Genomic DNA, 21,243 nt, shown 5'->3' with positions numbered 1-21,243 from the left:
ATATAAAGCTCAGATAAGGCTGAACCGATAACCGTTCAGCCTTATTATTACTTACTCATCTTCTAAGTAAGTATAGCCGTACAGGCCCGCTTCGAACTCTTCCAGGAACTGCGCGCGCAGCTCCTCATCGAGATCGCTTTCTTTAATCTGGTTGCGGAAATGCGTCAGCAGCTCGGCAGGATTCAGCTGCACGTACTCCAGCATATCCGCTACGGTATCCCCTTCGTCAGACAGCTGAACTTCCACGCTGCCGTCGGAGAAGGCAAACACGTCTACCGCTTCGGTATCACCGAACAGGTTATGCATGTTGCCGAGGATCTCCTGATACGCACCGACCATAAAGAAGCCCAGCATCGGTGGGTTATCCACGTCGTACTGCGGCATCGGCATCGTGGTGGCAATTCCGTCACCGTCAACATAGTGATCGATGGTGCCGTCCGAGTCACAGGTGATATCCAGCAGCACCGCACGGCGCTCCGGCACTTTGTTCAGCCCTTCCAGCGGCAGTACCGGGAACAGCTGATCGATACCCCACGCATCCGGCATTGACTGGAACAGTGAGAAGTTGACGTAAATCTTATCCGCCATCCGCTCCTGTAGTTCATCAATAATCGGACGGTGCGCGCGGTTGCTCGGGTCCAGGTGCTGCTGAATATAGTTACAGATGTTGAGATACAGCTGCTCGGCCCAGGCGCGCTGAGTCAGATCGTAGGTGCCCTGCGAATAGCCGGTATGGATATCGTGCAGATCCATCTGGCTGTCATGCAGCCATTCGCGCAGCGAACGGCGGTTGTTCGGCTCGTGCATCTCCTGCCAGGTATCCCACATGCTGACAATCGGGCGCGGTGCATCACCGGCTGGCGGTTGTGGGGTACTGAACTCATTGCGCTCAACGCCGATGATATTGGAAACCAGCACGGTGTGATGCGCGGTCACCGCACGGCCGGACTCGGTGATCACCGTCGGGTGCGGCAGGTTATGCTCTTCACAGGCATCGCCAATCGCCCAGATAACGTTGTTGGCGTATTCGTTCAGGCCGTAGTTCACCGAGCAATCGCTCTGGGAACGCGTGCCTTCATAGTCAACGCCCAGACCACCACCGACGTCAAAGCACTGAATATTCACACCAAGCTTCGCCAGCTCAACGTAGAAACGCGCCGATTCACGAACGCCGGTGGCGATATCGCGAATGTTGGCCATCTGCGATCCCAGATGGAAGTGCAGCAGCTGCAGGCTTTCCATCCGCCCCGCTTCGCGCATGATCTCAACCAGCTTCAGCACCTGAGTCGCCGACAGACCGAACTTCGATTTCTCTCCGCCGCTAGACTGCCACTTGCCGGAACCCTGTGAAGCCAGGCGCGCACGGATACCGAGGCGCGGCACGACATTCAGGCGTTCCGCTTCTTCCAACACCAGCTGGACTTCGGTCATTTTTTCCAGCACCAGATAGACCTTGTGGCCCATCTTTTCGCCGATCAGCGCAAGGCGGATATATTCACGGTCTTTATAGCCGTTACAGACGATCACTGAACGGGTCATCCCGGCGTGCGCCAGTACCGCCATCAGCTCTGCCTTGGAACCGGCTTCCAGACCCAGCGGTTCGCCGGAGTTGATCAGGGATTCAATGACACGCTTATGCTGGTTAACCTTAATCGGATAGACCAGGAAGTAGTCGCCGCGATAGCCGTAGGATTCGCGCGCACGCTTGAAGGCCGCGTTAATTGAACGCAGGCGATGCTGCAGGATCTGAGGGAAGCAAAACAGCGCCGGTAAACGCTGGCCGTTGGCTTCGCGTTCTTTTACCAACTTCGCCAGGTCAACGCGCGCTTCAGGGACGTCGGGGTCCGGGCAAACGCTGATGTGGCCCAGTTCGTTGACGTCATAGTAGTTATTGCCCCACCAGGCAATATTGTAAGTACGCAGCATTTTGCTGGCTTCTTGATCGCTCATGGCCACCTCCTGCATGGAGCGGAGAACACCCTGTTCGCCCGCTGACGAACCCATTACATTCTTTATGTCGTCAGACATTGCGAACCTCAAATTGTAGTAAAGCAAAACGGCAAGCCGCCGCAGAATTAACCTGTGACGATAACCCATCAATTACCGGGATGTTCAGCCTGGCAGACTGAAGTACCGCTAAAATCGGTTTCTGAAGTATAACATTGTAAAACACGTCGCGGACTCCGTATAACGGGTCAGAAAACCAATAGAGACAACTCTCAGGTAAATCTGAGAGAACCTGGTCACAACGTCAGAAGCAGATTAACCGGCGCTGGTGTCGGGATTGTTACCAATGCGCACAAAGTTTCGGCAAGTAGTACAGGAAGTCGTACCGCATGAAGGGATATTGAACACGCCGGAACGGCGTAATTGAACGAGTGAAACACCGTGGTTCATTACTGTTGTCACCTCCACACACACCGACCGGTGCGTGGAAAAACCAAAAACTGCGGGTGAATACCAGCGCGTATTTTTTCATTGCTGGCGGGTCAGTTGCGTGCCTCAAATCATGCTCAAAGGCAGCGCCGTTTTATACAGCTACGTGACTAAAATTGCAAAATCTAAATGTGCCGGTTGGGATATCTGTCAGGATAATTTTCCACTTTTTACAAATGATAAAACTCTCCCCGGTAAAAAATGCTGGCAATCCGCTTAACGTGTAACCTAAAATAGCCATCCAGATGTTAATCCATCTATACTGGTTAACTTCTAAGCGTCTTTGATTTACCTCCGTTACTACGGGGGCGATATCCCTGAAAAGGATAATCACTGCTCATGGCTTTGCCTGAGGGGGGCGCTAAGAACAGATATCTGTCCTGAATTTCAGGCTAATCTCCAGTTTTTGCGCTATGCAGTCGATCTTCAACCCGTATTAGTAAGGTAAAGAATATAATGGCTAAACACCTGTTTACTTCCGAGTCCGTATCAGAAGGACATCCTGATAAAATCGCCGACCAGATTTCCGATGCCGTGCTTGATGCAATTCTCGAGCAGGATCCGAAAGCACGCGTGGCCTGCGAAACCTATGTAAAAACCGGCATGGTGCTGGTTGGTGGTGAAATTACTACCAGTGCATGGGTTGATATCGAAGAGATCACCCGTCAAACCGTGCGCGATATCGGCTATGTTCATTCCGATATGGGCTTTGATGCCAATTCCTGCGCCGTACTGAGCGCAATTGGTAAACAGTCTCCTGACATCAACCAGGGCGTTGATCGTACCGATCCGCTTGAGCAGGGTGCCGGTGACCAGGGCCTGATGTTCGGCTACGCCACTAATGAAACCGACGTGCTGATGCCCGCTCCGGTAACTTACGCACACCGTCTGGTGCAGCGCCAGTCTGAAGTCCGTAAAAGCGGGAGCCTGCCGTGGCTGCGCCCGGATGCGAAAAGCCAGATCACCTTCCAGTACGATGACGGCAAAATTGTCGGTATCGACGCAGTGGTCCTGTCTACCCAGCATTCCGAAGACATCTCGCAGAAAGATCTGCAAGAAGCCGTGATGGAAGAGATCATCAAGCCGGTTCTGCCCGCTGAGTGGATCAATGCCAGCACCAAATACCACATCAACCCGACCGGCCGTTTCGTTATCGGTGGCCCAATGGGTGACTGCGGTCTGACCGGTCGTAAAATCATCGTTGATACCTACGGCGGCATGGCTCGCCACGGCGGCGGTGCATTCTCCGGTAAAGATCCATCAAAAGTTGACCGTTCAGCGGCGTACGCTGCGCGTTACGTAGCGAAAAACATCGTGGCTGCCGGTCTGGCCGACCGCTGCGAGATTCAGGTCTCCTACGCTATCGGCGTTGCAGAGCCAACTTCCATCATGGTGGAAACGTTCGGCACAGAGAAAGTCTCTACCGAGCAGCTGACTCTGCTGGTGCGCGAGTTCTTCGATCTGCGCCCTTACGGCCTGATTCAGATGCTGGATCTGCTGCATCCGATCTACCGCGAAACTGCGGCCTATGGTCACTTTGGTCGCGAACATTTCCCATGGGAAAAAACCGACAAAGCCGCTCTGCTGCGCGATGCTGCCGGTCTGAAATAAGTTTTCTGCCGCTGTGCTGAGGGTGCTTTCGGGCTGCCCTCCAGCGTGATTAAGCCGCCGTCTTTTAGATGGCGGTTTTTTTTTGGTCTGTGGGTTGGGTTGGCTGCTCGCTGTGAGTAGGTGCCCAGCCTCTGCCGCGGATACCGGGCGTCCTCATATCTTCGCTGTATCGTGTGTGCGAGGGTGCCCAGCCTCTGCCGCGGGTACCGGGCGTCCTCGCGCCACGCTTCGCGTGGTGCCTTCGGCTTCGGCATCCGGCCTCCCGGACCGGCGAAGACGGGCGTCCTGCCCGGCTTCGCCTGACGCCAGCTTCCCTGCTGGCATCTCCTGGCCTGCTGCCTACGCCTCAGCGCTGCGGATTGCCCGGTACCCGCGGCAGAGGCTGTTCTCTATTACCTTCAGAGTCGCGGTTTTACAAACAACTATTCCCTTCAGAACGTTTATTGCAGGTGTTCAGGCATATCTGGACTGCAACCTGCCCCCCTCCATCGAGCGTCGTGCTCACTGTTTTTCGCATCTGGCATATATTACGGAAGCATCACAGCAGGCTGACTGGCCCCCGTCCGGATAATCCGCAGCGCTGAGCGGAGAAAGGAAGCCAGGATTTAAATCGCCCACGTTTATTCCCTTGAGAACGTTTGTTGCTGGCGTTCAGACATATCTGGACACCAACTGGTCCCCTCCATCGAGCGTCGTGCTAGCTTTTTTCACATCCGGCATGCATCACGGAAGCAGCACAGCAGGCTGACTGTTCACCCGACCGGATAATCCGCAGCGCTGAGCGGAGAAAGGAAGCCAGGATTCGGCCGCATGGACGCGGACGAAAGACAAAGCCGGGCCATGGACGGCCCGTCTTTGGCGGTCCGACAGGCAGACGAACGTAGTGAAGGCACCACGCAAAGCGTGGCGTGAGGACCATCCGGGCGAGGGAACAGCCAGCCAGCGCAATCTCCATAGTAACCTACGTCCATCAGCCCATCAGCCCATCAGCCCATCAGCCCATCAGCCCATCAGCCCATCAGCCCATCAGCCATTTTCAACATCCACAAACACATTCCGCAACCAAAAATTAACACCCGCACAACTAGCTACACTCTAAGTAACCCAATGCGCTAAATTGGTATCGGTTACACAAACAAACACTCTATATTTCCTATATTTAAGACATCAGCTCATTGCCATAAATATTCAAAATATTATATTTTCAGAAACATCCGGCAACCATTAATCACAGTGAGAAAAAATACAACAAAACATCGTTAAATACAGATTAAAAGGCCGGTTTATGCACCTTGCCTAAGCTTTAACCTAACACAGCAAGTGTAACCGATTACACTGATGTGACATAACGCACAGTCTGATGGAAGCAGGTTGTCTAACATTGATAGCAATACAAAGCAGTCATTAATGGAGGCATCATGCCTGGAACAAAAACTCACAGCAGAACCTCGAACAAGGCTATGACCCTTTTCGTCTGTTTCCTTGCTGCCCTGGCCGGCCTGCTGTTTGGCCTGGATATCGGCGTGATTGCCGGTGCCCTGCCGTTTATCTCGAAAGATTTCAACGTCACCGCTCACCAGCAGGAGTGGATCGTCAGCTCCATGATGTTTGGTGCCGCCATCGGTGCCATCGGCAGCGGCTGGCTGTCGTCTTATCTTGGCCGTAAAAAAAGCCTGATGATCGGCGCCGTACTGTTTGTTATCGGCTCGCTTTGGTCCGCACTGGCACCTAACCCGGAAATGCTGATCGTTGCCCGCGTTCTGCTTGGCCTGGCCGTTGGCGTTGCGTCTTATACCGCTCCGCTGTATCTGTCTGAAATCGCGCCGGAGAAAATTCGTGGCAGCATGATCTCGCTCTACCAGCTGATGATTACCATCGGTATTCTGGGTGCGTACCTGTCCGATACTGCATTCAGCTATAGCGGCGAATGGCGCTGGATGCTGGGTGTGATCACCATTCCTGCCCTGCTGCTGCTGGTTGGCGTGTTCTTCCTGCCAAACAGCCCGCGCTGGCTGGCGGCGAAAGGTAACTTCCGCGATGCGCAGCGTGTGCTGGATCGCCTGCGTGACACCAGCGAACAGGCAAAGCGCGAGCTGGATGAAATCCGTGAAAGCCTGAAAATCAAGCAGTCCGGCTGGGAACTGTTTAAAGACAACAGCAACTTCCGCCGCGCGGTGTGGCTCGGCATCCTGCTGCAGGTAATGCAGCAGTTCACGGGCATGAACGTGATCATGTATTACGCGCCAAAAATCTTTGAAATTGCCGGTTTCGCCAACACCACTCAGCAGATGTGGGGGACGGTTATCGTCGGCCTGATCAACGTACTGGCGACATTTATTGCTATTGGTCTGGTAGACCGCTGGGGCCGTAAGCCAACGCTGATCCTCGGCTTTATGGTGATGGCGCTGGGTATGGGCATTCTGGGGACCATGCTGCATATCGGCATTAACTCCGCAGCGGCGCAGTATTTTGCGATTGGTATGCTGCTGATGTTTATCGTTGGTTTTGCGATGAGCGCTGGTCCGCTGATCTGGGTACTGTGTTCTGAAATTCAGCCGCTGAAAGGCCGCGATTTCGGTATTACGGTTTCCACCACCACCAACTGGATCGCCAACATGATCGTCGGGGCCACCTTCCTGACCATGTTGAATACGCTGGGTAACGCCAACACCTTCTGGGTGTATGCCGCACTTAACCTGTTCTTTATCGTGCTGACGCTGTGCCTGATCCCGGAAACGAAAGGCGTTTCTCTGGAACATATCGAGCGTAACCTGCTGAGCGGTAAAAAACTGCGTGATATCGGTTCCCGCGACTGATCATCCTACGGCCGGAGCAATCCGGCCGTCTTATTGCTTCTCTCTTCCCGCCACCGTATTCTCTGCGCTATGAAATCCCAACGACTCCCTATCGCCCTGCAGCAGTCCGTTATGCGCACGCTGCGTGAAAAACTGCAGCTGGCGAATCAACGGCTGGAACGCAATTATCCCGAACCTCGGCTGGTTTATCAGCAGCGCGGCACGGCAGCCGGCACTGCCTGGCTACAGGACTGGGAAATCCGCCTTAATCCGGTACTGCTGCTGGAAAATCAGCAGGCATTTATTGATGAAGTGGTTCCACATGAGCTGGCGCATTTACTGGTCTGGAAGCACTTTGGCCGCGTAGCGCCCCACGGCAAAGAGTGGAAATGGATGATGGAGAGCGTACTGGAGGTTCCGGCCCGCCGCACGCATCAGTTCGCTATCGCTTCAGTGCGCAGCCAGGCCTTCCCCTATCGCTGCCGCTGCCAGCAGCATCAGCTGACCATTCGGCGACATAATCGCGTGGTTCGCGGCGAAAGTGAGTACCGCTGCCTGCACTGCGGTGACATTTTGCAGCCGGGTGAATTTAAAAGCGCTTAAAAGTGCGAAAACCGAGCAAACACCCGACAGTATCAGGCTAATTTATAAGCTAATTATTCGTTATTATTGGAACTTCTGTTACTCTCCGGGCTTTCTCACGGATCACAGAATTTCTGGAATATGTCTCGCAAAATTTTGGCCTCACTGGCTTTTTCACTGTTGCTTCCCGTCTTTTCTTCACAGGCGCTGAGCCTGGACAACTATCATCAAAATAACTTCAGTCAGGCAAAAGCCTATGCGGCACAGATCAACGCCGATGCGCCTGGCTCTTTCTACTGCGGCTGCAAAATCACCTGGCAGGGCAAGAAAGGCGTTCCCGACCTCGCCTCCTGCGGCTATCAGGTTAGAAAAAACGCTAACCGGGCCGAGCGCATCGAGTGGGAACATGTGGTTCCAGCATGGAGCTTTGGCCACCAGCGCCAGTGCTGGCAGGATGGCGGACGCAAAAACTGCGCAAAAGATGATGAATACCGCCGGATGGAAACCGATCTGCATAATCTGCAGCCCGCCATTGGTGAAGTTAACGGCGATCGTGGCAACTTTATGTACGGGCAGTGGAACGGCGGCGAACAGCAGTACGGCCAGTGCGCCATGAAGGTCGACTTCAAAAACAAGCTGGCAGAGCCGCCCGCTCGCGCCCGTGGTGCGATTGCCCGCACCTGGTTCTATATGCGCGATACCTATAAGCTGCAAATGTCACGACAGCAAACGCAGCTGATGGCCGCCTGGAAAAAGCTTTATCCGGTTAACGCATGGGAATGCGAGCGCGACAATCGGATTGCCCGCGTGCAGGGAAATCACAACCCCTATGTACAGCAGGCTTGCCAGCGGTAAAATCACTGACCTAAACTGCACAACAGCCGTTCTTAAGGGGCCGGATAGTGAGGCTCCCACTTTTACAGGATTATCGATTGCTATGCGAGTACCGCGCATTTATCACCCCGAGCCGCTACAGGCAGGAAGCGAAGTTGCCCTCTGTGAAGATGCGGCGAACCACGTTGGCCGCGTACTGCGCATGGGACCGGGCCAGGCCGTGGAGCTTTTTGATGGCACTAATCTGACTTTTTCTGCTGAGATTATCCATGCGGATAAAAAGAGCGTGCGCGTTAAAGTCACCGAAAGCCGCGCGGACAGCCGCGAATCCCCGCTCCATCTGCATCTGGGCCAGGTCATGTCGCGTGGCGAAAAGATGGAATTCACCATCCAGAAAGCCGTTGAGCTGGGCGTTAATGTCATTACCCCCTTGTTTTCTGAACGCTGTGGCGTAAAGCTGGATGCGGAACGGCTGGCGAAGAAAATCCAGCAGTGGCAGAAAATTGTCATTGCCGCCTGCGAACAGTGTGGCCGCAATAGCGTACCTGAAGTACGCAACGCGATGACGCTGGAAACCTGGTGTGCAGAGCAGGACAGCGGCCTGAAGCTAAATCTTCATCCGCGTGCGGAGCACAGCATTAATACGCTGCCGCTGCCGGTTGAACGCGTACGCCTGCTGATAGGCCCGGAGGGCGGTCTTTCTGCTGATGAAATCAGCATGACGACAGGCTATGGCTTTACCGATATTCTGTTAGGACCGCGCGTGCTGCGCACCGAAACGACCGCCCTGACGGCAATTACCGCGCTACAGGTTCGATTTGGCGATCTGGGCTAAGCCCATTGTGCTTAACAACCGCGGTATCGAAACCGATATCCTGGCGAACCTGCAAGCGACAATGACGCTGCAGAGCCGAAAACTATGACACGGCACGTTAGCTACCACTGGAGAGAAGAATGATTAAGCTTGGCATCGTGATGGACCCGATCACCTCCATCAATATTAAAAAAGACAGCAGCTTTGCGATGCTGCTGGAAGCACAGCGCCGTGGTTACGAAATTCACTACATGGAGATGAACGATCTCTATCTGCGCGGCGGCGAAGGCCGGGCGCGTACCCGTCTGCTGAGCGTTGAGCAGAATTACGACAAATGGTTTGAATTCGGCAGCGAGCAGGATATCGCGCTGGCCGATCTGAACGTGGTGCTGATGCGTAAAGATCCGCCGTTTGACACCGAGTTTATCTACGCCACCTATATCCTTGAGCGTGCGGAAGAGAAAGGCACGCTGATCGTGAACAAACCGCAGAGCCTGCGCGACTGTAACGAAAAGCTGTTCACTGCGTGGTTTGCCGAGCTGACACCGGACACGCTGGTCACCCGCAACGCCAGCCAGATCCGTGAGTTCTGGCAGCAGCACGGCGACATCATCCTCAAGCCGCTGGACGGCATGGGCGGTGCATCGATTTTCCGCATCAAGCAGGAAGACCCGAATCTGTCGGTGATTATCGAAACGCTGACCGAGCACGGTAACTTCTACTGCATGGCGCAGAATTATCTGCCAGCGATTAAAGACGGCGACAAACGCGTTCTGGTGGTGGACGGCGAGCCTGTGCCTTACTGCCTGGCGCGTATTCCTAAATCCGGTGAAACACGCGGTAACCTGGCTGCCGGTGGTCGCGGTGAAGCACGTCCGCTAACCGAAAGCGACTGGGAAATTGCCCGCCGCGTAGGGCCAATCCTCAAGCAGAAAGGCCTGATTTTTGTCGGTCTGGACATTATCGGCGACAAGCTCACCGAAATTAACGTCACCAGCCCAACCTGCATTCGTGAAATTGAGTCAGCGTTCCCGATTTCGATTACCGGAATGCTGATGGATGCCATTGAAAAGCGTCTGGCCTGACCGCCACGCCGGGGCAGGATGCCCCACGGCTCACCCATTAACCATCCGACGGCAGCAGCGGATGGTTAATCCAATAACAGAATATAAAGTATGAATTTACAGCATCATTTTTTGATTGCCATGCCAGCCTTACAGGACCCTCTGTTTAAACGCTCCGTCGTCTATATCTGCGAGCACAACGATGATGGCGCGATGGGGCTTATCGTCAATAAACCGATGGAAAACCTGACGGTTGATGGCATTTTGCAAAAATTAAAGATTATGCCTACACCGCGTGACCCAGAGGTCAAACTGGATAAACCGGTTTTTTCCGGCGGCCCGCTGGCGGAAGATCGCGGTTTTATACTGCACTCGGCACAGACCACTTTTGCCTCCAGCATTCGCGTTTCCGATAACACCATCGTCACCACCTCGCGTGATGTACTGGAAACCCTCGGCACGCCGGATCAACCTGAACAGGTACTCGTTGCGCTTGGCTACTGCTCCTGGGAGAAAGGCCAGCTTGAAGACGAGCTGCTGGAAAACGCCTGGCTGACTGCTCCGGCGAACAGCAATATTCTGTTCCGCACGCCAATTGCCGAACGCTGGCGAGAAGCGGCCAAAAGCATTGGCATTGATATTTACAAAATGACCAGCGAAGCAGGACACGCCTGATGAGCACAATGACGCTACTGGCGTTCGACTTCGGCACCAAAAGCATTGGCGTAGCCATTGGACAGCAGCTGACCGGCACCGCCCGTCCGTTGACCGCGCTGAAAGCGCAGGACGGCATCCCTGACTGGAACAAAATTGAAGCGCTGCTGAAAGAGTGGCAGCCGGACCGCGTTGTCGTTGGCCTGCCGCTGAATATGGACGGCACCGAACAGCCACTGACCGCCAGAGCACGCAAGTTTGCCAACCGCCTGCATGGCCGCTTTGGCATGCAGGTCGATCTGCACGATGAGCGCCTCAGCACGGTGGAAGCCCGCGCCGAACTGTTCGAACGCGGCGGCTTCCGCGCGCTGAACAAGGGCAGCGTGGATTCACTTTCAGCGGTGATCATTTTAGAAAGCTGGTTTGAGAATAACTATTAACCCGCCTTCACAGCCCCTGAACATCATCCAGGGCAGAGCATCCGGCTGCCGGCAATGCTGGTGCTGATGCTGATGCTGAGAATGACGCTGAAGCGTACTCTACTCCGGTAATAGCCCCTGCCGCCGCCGCTCCGCCAGGCTTTGTTCAAAGGTTTGCATTCCCTGCTGGCTGCCGGTTTGTAACAGCGCGGGCAGCTGGTGCGTTTTCCCTTCGCGGATCAGATTGGCCGCGGCCGGGCAGTTCACCATCACTTCAAACAGTCCCACCCTTCCCCGCTCCGCCGCCACCAGCCGCTGGGCTATTACGGCTTTCAGGCTACCTGCAAGTTGGCTGCGGATCAGGTTTTTCTCCTCACCGGGAAAGACGTCCACCAGCCGCTCAACCGCCTGTGCTGCACCGCGCGCGTGCAGCGTGGCCAGAACCAGGTGACCGGTTTCCGCCGCCGTCAGTGCCAGCCGGATGGTCTCACTGTCGCGCAGTTCACCCAGCAGAATAACGTCCGGATCTTCACGCAGCGCAGCCCGCAGCCCGTCGGCAAAACAGGAAAAGTGCGCTCCCAGCTCGCGCTGCTGGATCAGCGAACGGCGGCTGGTATGTAGAAACTCAATCGGATCTTCCAGCGTCAGGATATGGCGCTGCTGCTGCTGATTGATACTGTCAATCAGCGCTGCCAGCGTGGTGGATTTACCGCTGCCCGTCGCACCGGTGATCAGGATAAGCCCCTCGCTCTGCTGTTCCAGCGAGGCAACCACCGCAGGCAGATGCAGCGAAGCGCTACTCGGGCACTCACTGGCAATCAGTCTCAGCGCCAGCGACAGCCCGCTGCGCTGGCGAAACAGGTTGGCGCGCAGTCGAACTCCGGCCTGCGTCAGTGCAAAATCCAGCTGGCCTTGCTGAGTCAGCTCCTCCCTCTGCGTTTTGGTCAGGGTCGTTTCCGCAAACTTTTCCAGGCTGGCATTGCTGACTTCTGCCCAGTCGCTTAACGGTTCCAGCAGCCCATGCTTTCGCCAGAATGGCGAATAGCCACTACAGAGATGCAGATCTCCTGCATTATGCTTTACACTAAGGGCCACAATTTCTTCAATATCCATATTTTTTCCCTGACTATGACTTCGATTGAGCGCAACTTACAGCAAGTCCGCCAGCGGATCTCAGCGGCGGCAAGCCAATGCGGCCGCGATCCACAGGAAATTACGCTGCTTGCAGTGAGCAAAACCAAACCTGCGAGCGCCGTCGCAGAAGCCGCCGCGGCCGGGCAGCGCTGCTTTGGTGAAAACTACGTGCAGGAAGGGGGGGATAAGATCCAGCTGCTGGCCGATCTCAATCTGGTATGGCACTTTATCGGTCCCCTGCAATCCAACAAAAGTCGGCTGGTAGCGGAGAATTTTGACTGGTGCCATACGGTCGATCGTCTGCGCATTGCCACCCGACTGAATGAACAGCGACCTGACAATGCCGAGCCGCTGAACGTGCTGATTCAGGTCAACATCAGCGATGAACAAAGTAAGTCCGGGATTACCCTGGCAGAATTACCGGCGCTGGCACAGGCCGTGGCACAATTGCCGCGCCTGCGCCTGCGTGGGCTGATGGCCATCCCCGCACCGGAAGCGGAGTACGAGCGTCAGCTGGCGGTGTGCCAGCAGATGGCGGCAGCGCTCAAAGAACTACAAAGTGATTATCCTGAGGTGGATACACTTTCTCTGGGAATGAGTGACGACATGGACGCCGCGATTGCGGCGGGCAGTACCATGGTGCGTATTGGCACCGCAATCTTCGGCGCGCGCGATTATGGCAGCGTCGCTAATCACAACAACTGAGGAACCTCATGCTAGCGTTGATTTTTCTGGTAACAACGGTGATTGCCATATACATCAAAGTGTTGTTACTGCGCATCTGGATGCAGTGGGCGCGATGTGACTTCTATAACCCATTTTCACAGTTTGTGGTGAAAATCACTCAACCAATTATTAAACCGCTGCGGCGCATTATTCCGTCCATCGGACCGATTGATACCGCCTCGCTGCTGGTTGCCTATATCATTAGCGTCCTGCTGGGGCCGCTGGCACTGCGCCTGTTCTACCCGGACCCAATCTTCCTCTACCTGGGCCTGGTGATTCTGGTGAAGGCCGCAGGCGTACTGGTGTTCTGGGTGATTATTATTCGTTCCCTGATGAGCTGGTTCAGCCAGGGGCGCAACCCGGTTGATTTTGTGCTGATGCAGCTGACCGAGCCGCTAATGGCACCGTTCCGCCGCATTATCCCGCCGATGGCCGGTATCGATTTCTCGGCGATGGTGGTGATTCTGATCCTGTATGCGCTGAACTTCATCGGTCTGGAATATATTCCGGGCTGGGCGCAGTTCTGATTGAGTCTGCAACGCTGATGCTACCTGCTACCGGCAGCATCAGCGCCTCCGCTTTGATAGTTTCTGATTAATTTTCTGGATGTAATATGCAAAAAGTCGTACTCGCCACCGGCAACCCCGGTAAAGTTCGTGAGCTGGCCCATCTGCTGGCTGAGTTTGGCCTGGATATCGTGGCACAGACGGAACTGGGCGTGGAGTCAGCCGAAGAAACCGGCCTGACCTTTATTGAAAACGCCATTCTTAAAGCACGCCACGCGGCGGAAATCACCGGCCTGCCGGCGATCGCCGATGACTCCGGGCTGGCGGTAGATGCCCTTGGCGGCGCGCCCGGCATCTATTCCGCGCGCTACGCGGGCCTGGACGCCAGCGACCAGCAAAATCTTGATAAACTGCTGGTTGCGCTGGAAAACGTGCCGGACGGGCAGCGCCAGGCGCAGTTCCACTGCGTGCTGGTTTACGTGCGCCATGCGGCCGACCCGACGCCGCTGGTGTTTCACGGCAGCTGGGCAGGTGAAATTGCACGCAGCGAAGCGGGCCAGGGTGGCTTCGGCTACGACCCGATTTTCTATGTGCCGGAGCTGAGTAAAACGGCAGCAGAACTGAGCAAGGACGAAAAGCGGGCGGTTTCTCATCGCGGTAAAGCGTTGAACCTGCTGCTGGACGCCATGAAGAATGGCTAATCTCCCACCGCTGAGCCTGTATATTCACATTCCGTGGTGCGTACAGAAGTGTCCCTACTGTGATTTCAACTCCCATGCGTTAAAGGGTGAGGTGCCGCACGAAGAGTACGTGCAGCACCTGCTCAACGATCTGGATGACGACCTGCCGCTCACCTCCGGACGTGAGGTTGGCACCATCTTCATCGGTGGCGGCACGCCCAGCCTGCTGAGCAGCGAAGCGATGCAGATGCTGCTGGACGGCGTGCGTGCACGTCTGCCGCTGTCGCCGACGGCGGAAATCACCATGGAAGCCAACCCGGGCACCGTTGAAGCCGACCGCTTTAGCGGCTATCAGCGCGCCGGGATTAACCGAATTTCCATCGGCGTGCAGAGCTTTAGTTCGCAGAAACTGGAGCGGCTGGGGCGCATTCATGGCCCGGGCGAAGCCAAACGTGCGGCAAAGCTGGCCGAAAGTCTGGGCCTGCGCAGTTTCAACCTCGACCTGATGCACGGCCTGCCGGATCAGTCGCTGGAAGAGGCGCTGGACGATCTGCGCCAGGCAATTGAGCTGAATCCGCCGCATCTGTCGTGGTATCAGCTGACCATCGAGCCGAATACGCTGTTCGCCTCACGGCCGCCGCGCCTGCCGGACGATGACGACCTGTGGGATATTTTCGAGCAGGGCCACCAGCTGCTTAGCGCGGCGGGCTATCAACAGTATGAAACCTCGGCCTATGCCAAACCCGGCTATCGCTGCGAGCACAACCTCAACTACTGGCGCTTTGGCGACTATCTGGGAATTGGCTGCGGCGCGCACGGCAAGCTGACCCAGCCGGACGGCACAATTATCCGCACCACCAAAACCCGCCATCCGCGCGGTTTTATGGCCGGTAAATATCTGGATAAGCGCCACGACGTAGCGGATGCCGATAAGCCGTTCGAGTTCTTTATGAACCGCTTCCGCCTGCTGGAAGCCGCACCGCGCGCGGAGTATCAGCGCTATACCGGCCTGCCGGAAAGCAGCGTGCGCGCGCAGCTGGATGAGGCGCTGGCGAAAGGCTATCTGACGGAAACGGCGGAATACTGGCAGATTACCGAGAAAGGAAAGCTGTTCCTGAACTCGCTGCTTGAGCTGTTCCTGGCGGAATAATTTCTTCAGGAAAAATGATGGATACCCGCGCATCCAACGGCGGGTATCCATGCTGATGCTGGCCGGGCAAAGACTTTCGGTCAACCTGCCCGCCAACGGTTAGTTCAGCGCGGCCACCAGCGACTTGCGCTGCGTTTCCAGACTGGTGACGCGATTACAGACTTCATGACCGAAGTTCTGGAAATCCTGCTCCTGATTGCTCCATTCGGCCTGAATCGCCTGCTGTAAGCCCCCCAGGTTGCCCATAATCGCCTGTAACGGGTTGTCGTTGCCGCTGGCCTGCTTGCGGCCCATTTCATTCAGGCTGTCCTGCACCACGCCGCCCATCGCGCTCTGTACCAGCCGCTCGCCGTCCTGGCGCACCTGCTCAATCGCCTGATGGTGGAAAGTCAGACCGTCGCTGCGATGCTCAATAATACGGTTCATCTGTTGCTTAAGCTGACCATCCAGCGTGGTCAGACGCTGGCGCACGTTGCTGTTTTGTCCCAGTTTTTCCACAATCACCCGATCCAGCGCCACGCGGCCTTTCTCAAGACGCTGCTTCGCACCATTATCAATCCACGGCAGGTCGCGGCGCAGCGCATTCTGGTAATCAATGGCTTTCTGACGGGTGGCATTATCCACGCTGACCGGCTGGCCGTTGCGCTGTACCTCGCCCTGCGGCGTAATCACCAGATTTCCATTGGCCCCGACTACCTGCACCTGCGCAGGCGAGATAACAACATCATCCTGAGGATTAACGCTGCACTGATAATCCGCCTGCGCCTGACCGGCTGCCAGCAGCAGTAGTGCGCCGCCAATTAGCGTTTTTCGCATGAATTTTGCTCCTTAAATGACAAAGGGCGACCGGTAAACGCGATCGCCCTTGATTCGATGAGCGATGTTATCCGCCCGTCGTTTGGTTAACCCTGATCTTTTAGTCCCACCAGACGTCGAAAAGTTCGGTGACTTTCACGTCATTCAGCTTACGCGCTTCCAGCCAGTTACGGACCAGCTCGCGGTGCTCATCGGTGCATTTACCGATTTTCTGCAGGCAGATCAGACCTTCCCACTGCAGATAGCCGCTGCCGTCAAACGCCAGGCCGTTAGGTTCGATCACTTCTTCGATCAGGGCATCAACGGTGCTGTCGATGCTCTCTCCGCTGGTCCCTTCTGCGAAGCTGAAGCCCACGGAGAAACCTAACTCCTGGAACTCATCAATGTGCATTTTCTTACGAAGACGACGACTGCGTTGTGTAGCCATTATTTAACCCTCTCGAACATCAGATCCCACACACCGTGGCCAAGACGCTGGCCGCGCTGCTCAAATTTCGTTAGCGGACGTGACTCCGGGCGTTCCACCCAGTTAGCCGTTTCCGACAGATTCTTATAACCGTCAATACTGCTCATCACTTCCAGCATATGCTCGGCATAGGCTTCCCAGTCGGTCGCCATATGGAACACACCGCCCAGCTTCAGCTTGCGCATTACGCGCTCGGCAAACGGTACTTGCACGATACGGCGCTTGTTGTGGCGCGCTTTATGCCACGGGTCCGGGAAGAACAGCTGCACCATGCGCAGGGAGTTATCCGGGATCATATTTTCCAGCACTTCCACCGCATCGTGACACATCACCCGCAGGTTCGTCACGCCAGCCTCTTCCGCCGTCGCCAGACAGGCGCCAACGCCGGGTGAATGCACTTCAATACCGAGGAAATTCTGATGCGGGTTACTCGCCGCCATACTGACCAGCGACGCCCCCATACCAAAACCGATTTCCAGCACGACCGGCGCATCGCGACCAAACAGAGTGGTGAAATCGATCGGCTCCGGCTGATATTCCACGCCCATTACCGGCCACAGCGTATCCAGCGCCTGCTGCTGACCTTTGGTCAGGCGGCCCTGGCGGCGCACAAAGCTGCGGATACGGCGCATTGCGCGGCCATTTTCATCGAATTCCGGTGAGATAACATCATTTTTCATCGTTCTGCCTGCCGCTGTGCACTTTGGAAAGCGGGCATTATGCCTTCAGCGGGTGAAAACATAAAGATCGCCCTGCCAACGGAACGGTATTGCCCGAATGGCTGCCAGTATAGCTGCTGCCAGCCTTTCAGCCAGTGGAGATCGCCCGGTGAAGGCGCTTCGTTTCGCTTAAGGGCAAGAAAGTGGCACAAAGCCCCTGTCCAATAACAAAATGCAGCGATTATCCGGTTTACACACCCTTTGGTCTGTGCTGGAATTCCTGCCTGATTTAACTGAAACAAGAGATCGTGGTTTACATGATGCAAGCGTCGCAGTTCGCACAGCAGGTACTGGACTGGTATCAGCTCTATGGCCGTAAAACCCTGCCGTGGCAGCTGGATAAAACCCCTTATACCGTCTGGCTCTCTGAAGTGATGCTGCAGCAGACGCAGGTGGCCACGGTGATCCCCTACTTCGAGCGCTTTATCGCGCGTTTCCCCACCGTCAGCGATCTGGCCGCCGCGCCGCTGGATGAGGTCCTGCATCTGTGGACCGGCCTCGGCTACTATGCGCGCGCCCGCAATCTGCATAAGGCGGCAAAAACGGTGGTGGAAAAACACGGTGGTATCTTCCCGCAAACCTTTGAGGAAGTCGCCGATCTGCCGGGCGTTGGCCGCTCCACCGCCGGGGCGATCCTTTCCCTTTCGCTGGGCAAACACTTCCCCATTCTCGACGGCAACGTGAAGCGCGTGCTGGCACGCTGCTACGCCGTTGACGGCTGGCCGGGTAAGAAAGACGTGGAAAAACGCCTGTGGCAGGTCAGCACCGAGGTGACGCCAGCGGTCGGGGTCAGCCAGTTTAATCAGGCGATGATGGATCTGGGCGCGATGGTCTGCACCCGTTCCAAACCCAAATGTGAGATCTGCCCGCTGAAGAACGGCTGCATCGCCACCGCCCACGGCAGCTGGGCAAAATACCCCGGTAAAAAGCCGAAACAGACCATCCCGGAACGCACCGGCTGGCTGCTATTGATGCAGCAGGGCCAGCACGTGTGGCTCGAACAGCGCCCACCCGTCGGTCTTTGGGGCGGGCTATACTGTTTCCCACAGTTCGCCACCGAAGAAGAGCTGCGCAAGGCGCTTCGCCTGCGCGGCATTGACGATCGGCATCTGCGCCAGATGATCGCCTTCCGCCATACCTTCAGCCATTTCCATCTGGATATTGTGCCTATGTGGCTGGATCTGCCATCGCCCCGTGCGGCAATGGATGATGGTCCGGGTCTCTGGTATAACTTAGCGCAGCCGCCCTCCGTAGGGCTGGCCGCGCCGGTAGAGCGCCTGCTACAGCAGCTGCGCCAGCCACAACAAATGGTGCTGAGTGCTCGCGCTACAGAAGAAGAGGAAGAGTAATGAGCAGAACTATTTTTTGCACGTTCCTGCAACGTGACGCCGATGGGCAGGATTTCCAGCTTTACCCGGGCGATCTGGGTAAGCGCATCTATAACGAGATTTCAAAAGAAGCCTGGTCAAAATGGATGGCCAAGCAGACCATGCTGATCAACGAAAAGAAACTCAGCATGATGAATCCTGAAGACCGTAAGCAGCTGGAGCAGGAGATGATCAAATTCCTGTTCGAAGGTAAAGAAGTGCATATCGAAGGTTACACACCGCCAGCAGAGTAACGCAACCTGACTGGCGAAGCAGGCATACGTTGGGCCTTGATGATGAGGCCCTTCTACATTGTGGGCAATACACTGAAAGATGAATAAAAAACTCCTGAGTTTGCTGATTATCGCACCGCTGCTGGTCTCCTGCTCCGGCAAAAAGCAGAATGCTTACCATGAAGAATGGGTGAAAGACACCAACGGCTTTGATATTTTGATGGGACAGTTTGCCCACAACATCGAAAATATCTGGGGTATGAATGAGGTGCTGATCGCCGGTCCGAAAGACTACGTGAAGTACAGCGATCAATACTACACCCGCAGCCACATCAACTTTGACGCCGGTAGCATCACCATTGAGACGATCGCCGGTACCGATCCGATGGCCAGCCTGCGCCAGGCGATTATTACCACCCTGCTGATCGGCGACGATCCGGGTAATGTCGATCTCTATTCCGATGCCAACGATATTCAGATCAGCCGCGAGCCGCTGCTTTACGGCCAGGTGCTGGATAACACCGGCCAGCCGATCCGCTGGCAGGGCCGCGCCGGAAACTTCGCCGACTATCTGTTAAAGAACAAACTCCAGCGCCGCACCTCGGGGCTGCACGTGATCTGGTCCGTCACCATTCCGATGGTGCCGAACCACCTCGATAAGCGTGCACACAAATACCTGCCGCTGGTGCGTCAGGCCGCTGAAAAATACGGCGTTGATCAGTCGCTGATTCTGGCGATTATGCAGATTGAATCGAGCTTCAACCCCTATGCGGTCAGCCATGCCGATGCGCTGGGACTGATGCAGGTGGTGCAGCACACCGCGGGCGTTGACGTGTTCCGCATGAAGGGTAAATGGGGTAAACCAAGCCGCAGCTACCTGCTCGATCCGGCCAACAACATTGATGCCGGTACGGCGTATCTGTCACTGCTGCAGGGTAACTACCTTGCCGGTATCAGCAACCCGACCTCGCGCCGCTATGCGGTTATCACCGCCTATAACGGTGGCGCGGGCAGCGTGCTGCGGGTGTTTTCCAGCGATAAAGACACCGCCTTCAGCAAGATCAACAACCTGTCGCCGTCGGACGTTTATCAGCAGCTGACTACCAACCACCCTTCCGCTGAGTCTCGTCGTTATCTGTATAAAGTGAATAACGCGCAGAAGAGCTATCACCGCTACTAGCCTTATCCCACGGGGCGCACGCTGCTGCGCCCCGCACTCCTTACCGTCGCCTGTCGCTACCATCAACTCTTCGCATTAAATCACCAAATTTCGTTAATATCCCTCATGAATTAAATGTATTTTTCGTGCGCCATTTTCTCATTTTCATTTTTAGAAGACGCCATTTAGATTAATAACGAATTGATTAAACTGAATTAAAAAACTTAAATAGCAATAAACAGATAAAGATGGCCTGATTGACACTTTCATCGGGTCTTAAAATATTGTTAAATCAATCGAATGAAACTGAGATACTCATAACGTATTGATAATCCATAACGATCGTGAGGAATGGCACGCTCCTCAGACTGTTTACGCCGGTTCACGGTACGGTTTGCCGCCCGGTCCAATATTAGGCAGGTTTATACCAAGAGATGAGGTTACTGTGGAGCAAAGGGATTCCGCCGGGATGTTAGGACTAACATCTACACGCGCAAGAACGCGTCGCTTACTGATTGAAACTGCTATGCGATTATTTGATAGCGGTGCATTCCCTTCTATTACCGAAGTCGCCCATGAGGCGCAGCTTTCGCGGGCAACCGCCTACCGCTATTTTCCTACTCAGAGTGCGCTGGTGTCGGCGATTGTTTCCGAGACGCTTGGCCCGATTAAAAACTGGCAGCCGACCCGACAGGATGCCACCGGGCGCATTGATGAGCTGTTCAGTTTCGCCTTCCCCCGCATGCTGCAACACGAGGGTACACTCCGCGCTGCGCTTCACCTGTCGCTAACCCAGTGGGCGCAGGAACAGGCTACCGACACCTTTCCGGTTAAGGAGAAGCTGGTGCGCGGCAACCGCAAAGCTATTCTGGCTCAGATGGTGAAACCGCTAAACGATGAACTCCCGCCGGAGCTGATGGATCGGGTTATTCGCTCGCTGTCGCTGGTTTATGGCTCAGAGATTTTCGTGGTAATGAAGGATATCTGGGGCTGCCATAATGACGAGCTGGAGGATATTGGTAAATGGATTGCTAAAGCGATTGTGCGCCAGGCGCGGGAAGATGCGCAGGTAGTCTGA

The 21,243-nt window shown here is 55.4% G+C and carries 21 protein-coding genes; 16 read left to right on the top strand and 5 right to left on the bottom strand.

Annotated elements, in window-relative coordinates; genetic code table 11:
* Positions 1 to 51 precede the first annotated feature (51 nt).
* Positions 52 to 2,028: a biosynthetic arginine decarboxylase gene (speA, locus tag OMR58_RS04730; RefSeq protein ID WP_105592370.1), complete on the bottom strand. Its 1,977-nt coding sequence runs from the start codon at positions 2,026 to 2,028 to the stop codon at positions 52 to 54.
* A gap of 864 nt (positions 2,029 to 2,892) precedes the next feature.
* Here speA and metK point away from each other — a divergent pair.
* The 8 genes from metK to ruvX all read left to right on the top strand — a co-directional run bounded on the left by metK (position 2,893) and on the right by ruvX (position 11,230).
* Positions 2,893 to 4,047: a methionine adenosyltransferase gene (gene metK, locus OMR58_RS04725; protein WP_105592372.1), complete on the top strand. Its 1,155-nt coding sequence runs from the start codon at positions 2,893 to 2,895 to the stop codon at positions 4,045 to 4,047.
* Between the two features lie 1,418 nt (positions 4,048 to 5,465).
* Positions 5,466 to 6,863: a sugar porter family MFS transporter gene (locus OMR58_RS04720; protein WP_105592373.1), complete on the top strand. Its 1,398-nt coding sequence runs from the start codon at positions 5,466 to 5,468 to the stop codon at positions 6,861 to 6,863.
* Positions 6,864 to 6,932: 69 nt separating this feature from the next.
* Positions 6,933 to 7,445: a SprT family zinc-dependent metalloprotease gene (locus OMR58_RS04715; protein ID WP_105592374.1), complete on the top strand. Its 513-nt coding sequence runs from the start codon at positions 6,933 to 6,935 to the stop codon at positions 7,443 to 7,445.
* Positions 7,446 to 7,565: 120 nt separating this feature from the next.
* A complete protein-coding gene (endA, locus tag OMR58_RS04710; RefSeq protein ID WP_264545359.1) occupies positions 7,566 to 8,279 on the top strand; it encodes a deoxyribonuclease I in 714 nt (237 codons plus the stop codon).
* An 82-nt stretch (positions 8,280 to 8,361) separates the two neighbouring features.
* Positions 8,362 to 9,093, top strand: a complete 732-nt coding sequence (gene rsmE, locus OMR58_RS04705) for a 16S rRNA (uracil(1498)-N(3))-methyltransferase (RefSeq protein WP_105592376.1) — start codon at positions 8,362 to 8,364, stop codon at positions 9,091 to 9,093.
* A 119-nt stretch (positions 9,094 to 9,212) separates the two neighbouring features.
* Positions 9,213 to 10,157 carry a glutathione synthase gene (gene gshB, locus OMR58_RS04700; RefSeq protein ID WP_105592377.1) on the top strand — a complete coding sequence of 315 codons (945 nt, stop codon included), beginning with the start codon at positions 9,213 to 9,215 and terminating at the stop codon, positions 10,155 to 10,157.
* A gap of 90 nt (positions 10,158 to 10,247) precedes the next feature.
* Positions 10,248 to 10,811: a YqgE/AlgH family protein gene (locus tag OMR58_RS04695; RefSeq protein WP_264545358.1), complete on the top strand. Its 564-nt coding sequence runs from the start codon at positions 10,248 to 10,250 to the stop codon at positions 10,809 to 10,811.
* Positions 10,811 to 11,230, top strand: coding sequence for a Holliday junction resolvase RuvX (gene ruvX / locus OMR58_RS04690; RefSeq protein WP_264545357.1), 420 nt, complete (start codon positions 10,811 to 10,813; stop codon positions 11,228 to 11,230). Before OMR58_RS04695 ends, ruvX begins: the two co-directional genes overlap by 1 nt.
* A 99-nt stretch (positions 11,231 to 11,329) precedes the next feature.
* On the opposite strand, the gene OMR58_RS04685 is transcribed toward ruvX, so the two are convergent.
* Entirely contained in the window at positions 11,330 to 12,322 is a 993-nt protein-coding gene (locus OMR58_RS04685; RefSeq protein WP_264545356.1) for a type IV pilus twitching motility protein PilT, read from the bottom strand.
* A 15-nt stretch (positions 12,323 to 12,337) separates the two neighbouring features.
* Here OMR58_RS04685 and OMR58_RS04680 point away from each other — a divergent pair, with 15 nt between their 5' ends.
* The 4 genes from OMR58_RS04680 (at position 12,338) to hemW (ending at position 15,405) form a co-directional block, all read left to right on the top strand.
* Positions 12,338 to 13,048 carry a YggS family pyridoxal phosphate-dependent enzyme gene (locus OMR58_RS04680; protein ID WP_264545428.1) on the top strand — a complete coding sequence of 237 codons (711 nt, stop codon included), beginning with the start codon at positions 12,338 to 12,340 and terminating at the stop codon, positions 13,046 to 13,048.
* An 8-nt stretch (positions 13,049 to 13,056) separates the two neighbouring features.
* The gene (locus tag OMR58_RS04675; RefSeq protein ID WP_105592381.1) at positions 13,057 to 13,596 is read left to right on the top strand and encodes a YggT family protein; all 540 of its coding nucleotides are present in this window, start codon (positions 13,057 to 13,059) and stop codon (positions 13,594 to 13,596) included.
* Between the two features lie 86 nt (positions 13,597 to 13,682).
* On the top strand, positions 13,683 to 14,276 hold the full coding sequence (locus OMR58_RS04670; protein ID WP_264545355.1) for an XTP/dITP diphosphatase: 594 nt from the start codon (positions 13,683 to 13,685) through the stop codon (positions 14,274 to 14,276).
* A complete protein-coding gene (gene hemW / locus OMR58_RS04665; protein WP_105592383.1) occupies positions 14,269 to 15,405 on the top strand; it encodes a radical SAM family heme chaperone HemW in 1,137 nt (378 codons plus the stop codon). The genes OMR58_RS04670 and hemW overlap by 8 nt, the downstream gene beginning before the upstream one ends.
* A gap of 99 nt (positions 15,406 to 15,504) precedes the next feature.
* On the opposite strand, the gene OMR58_RS04660 is transcribed toward hemW, so the two are convergent.
* The 3 genes from OMR58_RS04660 to trmB all read right to left on the bottom strand — a co-directional run bounded on the left by OMR58_RS04660 (position 15,505) and on the right by trmB (position 17,367).
* Complete coding sequence (locus OMR58_RS04660) at positions 15,505 to 16,221, bottom strand: YggN family protein (RefSeq protein ID WP_105592384.1); 717 nt, start codon at positions 16,219 to 16,221, stop codon at positions 15,505 to 15,507.
* Positions 16,222 to 16,321: 100 nt separating this feature from the next.
* Complete coding sequence (locus OMR58_RS04655; protein WP_105592385.1) at positions 16,322 to 16,648, bottom strand: YggL family protein; 327 nt, start codon at positions 16,646 to 16,648, stop codon at positions 16,322 to 16,324.
* Complete coding sequence (gene trmB, locus OMR58_RS04650) at positions 16,648 to 17,367, bottom strand: tRNA (guanosine(46)-N7)-methyltransferase TrmB (RefSeq protein WP_200546307.1); 720 nt, start codon at positions 17,365 to 17,367, stop codon at positions 16,648 to 16,650. Before trmB ends, OMR58_RS04655 begins: the two co-directional genes overlap by 1 nt.
* A gap of 299 nt (positions 17,368 to 17,666) precedes the next feature.
* On the opposite strand from trmB, the gene mutY reads away from it, so the two are divergent.
* The 4 genes from mutY (at position 17,667) to OMR58_RS04630 (ending at position 21,243) form a co-directional block, all read left to right on the top strand.
* Positions 17,667 to 18,755, top strand: a complete 1,089-nt coding sequence (mutY, locus tag OMR58_RS04645) for an A/G-specific adenine glycosylase (protein ID WP_205066152.1) — start codon at positions 17,667 to 17,669, stop codon at positions 18,753 to 18,755.
* Entirely contained in the window at positions 18,755 to 19,027 is a 273-nt protein-coding gene (locus OMR58_RS04640; RefSeq protein ID WP_200546306.1) for an oxidative damage protection protein, read from the top strand. The genes mutY and OMR58_RS04640 overlap by 1 nt, the downstream gene beginning before the upstream one ends.
* A gap of 79 nt (positions 19,028 to 19,106) precedes the next feature.
* Positions 19,107 to 20,186, top strand: coding sequence for a membrane-bound lytic murein transglycosylase MltC (mltC, locus tag OMR58_RS04635; protein WP_200560120.1), 1,080 nt, complete (start codon positions 19,107 to 19,109; stop codon positions 20,184 to 20,186).
* A 448-nt stretch (positions 20,187 to 20,634) separates the two neighbouring features.
* Positions 20,635 to 21,243: a TetR/AcrR family transcriptional regulator gene (locus OMR58_RS04630; RefSeq protein ID WP_264545354.1), complete on the top strand. Its 609-nt coding sequence runs from the start codon at positions 20,635 to 20,637 to the stop codon at positions 21,241 to 21,243.

The organism is Erwinia sp. INIA01 (assembly GCF_025947915.1).
GTDB classification, from domain to species: Bacteria; Pseudomonadota; Gammaproteobacteria; order Enterobacterales; family Enterobacteriaceae; genus Erwinia; species Erwinia coffeiphila.
The sequence above is the reverse complement of the archived record's forward strand: the minus strand, read 5'-3'. Positions and strand labels throughout refer to the sequence as shown.